Annotated in this window: 2 protein-coding genes; both read right to left on the bottom strand. The window is 53.1% G+C overall.

What is annotated here, in order from left to right:
- A partial coding sequence (locus ACW9KT_RS22285; protein ID WP_457084604.1) for a hypothetical protein occupies positions 1 to 963 on the bottom strand: 963 nt, incomplete at its 3' end.
- A 45-nt stretch (positions 964 to 1,008) separates the two neighbouring features.
- Positions 1,009 to 1,282: hypothetical protein (locus ACW9KT_RS22280; protein ID WP_457084602.1), on the bottom strand; the 274-nt coding region annotated here is incomplete at its 5' end.

The following is a 1,282-nucleotide window of genomic DNA, read 5'->3' as shown; positions in this document are numbered from 1 at the left end:
AGCTAGCAAACCCAGCCCCGCGGCCACGAGATAGGGCACCGGCGTAGTCAACCCGATCCAGACCGGAATGTAGTGCCACGGTATCTGATGACCTGCCAGGATTTGCCCAAAATAGGTTACTCGACCAGGCCAAAGCGAGTACTGACTAATGCGTTGGGATACATTGAGGAGCTCAGGCAAAGGTGTTGCCCACAGATAAGGCCAGCCAATAAAAATAAAGACCAAAGCCGCCACTACGTAAAGTGCGCCCAGCCCAAGCACGCGTTGGCGAGGCAACTCAGCGGCCGGCCGGGTAGCGGCCTCCGCTGCTAGCATCACCAGTGTCACCAGGATTAGCAACAGGCCCTGCACCCGTACATCAACGGCGAAAGCAGTAGCTAGTCCGTGTACCACGGCTCGTCCGGCCGTAGGCCGCTGCAACAAGCGGGCAAGCGTATAGATAGCCACCGTAAACAAGGCCATGTACACGATGTCTTTGCCATTGTAAAAAGATTCGGCAAAAAAACGGGGAGAAAGCACGAGCATACCGGCCCCCAAAAGTCCACAGCGCCAGTCCCTAAACCGGATGGTACCCAATCTGTACAAAGCCCAGACGCCCAACACGAACACAAAAAAGATAAGTAGATGACGCAACTGGTAGTAAGCCTGAGCATCATGGCGGGTGAATAGGTAGCTAAGCACTACCATCGGCAACTCAAAAGCGACGCCGTGATCAGCGTCGCGGAAGGACCGCATGTTAGGTATCAAGTGGTTAGTCGGCTGACGGGCCGCTACCTCAGGCGCTACCAGTTGGGCTAGATACTTGGCGCTCACTAGGCCGTTGAGGTGGTTATTGGGCTCATCGGTGGATACGCCGTAGTCGCGGTGCACTAGTAAGCCGGTTAGAAGTAACAGCCCGAAGAACAGACTTACCACTAAGTGAGCAGTGGTCAACGACTTTGGGAAAAACCGGCTAAATGGCATATGGGTGGAAAGAAAGCTGCTCTGTCATCAACACTAATTGCTTTTTCATTGCCGATACACTGAAAGAATGGGAAGGCCATTAGCCTTAATTGTATATACTTCTCGACCCAACCCCACGCTATCGGGGTAGGAATGAGGATAATTGTGTTGGTGATAAGTGGTCAGAAAATAGCGTACCTCAGGCCAGTTAGCATTCCAGACATATTGCAATCTATTCTTCTGCTCCTCGGGCAATAGCAGCGTCCCGCAATAAAGCATCCACGGGTCACCGGCGTAGGTAATCTTGGGGCTGGAGTCGTGAGTGAGAATCCACTCCAGG

This window comes from Hymenobacter sp. HD11105, from assembly GCF_054051685.1.
This window is presented reverse-complemented; position numbering and strand designations above follow the sequence as displayed.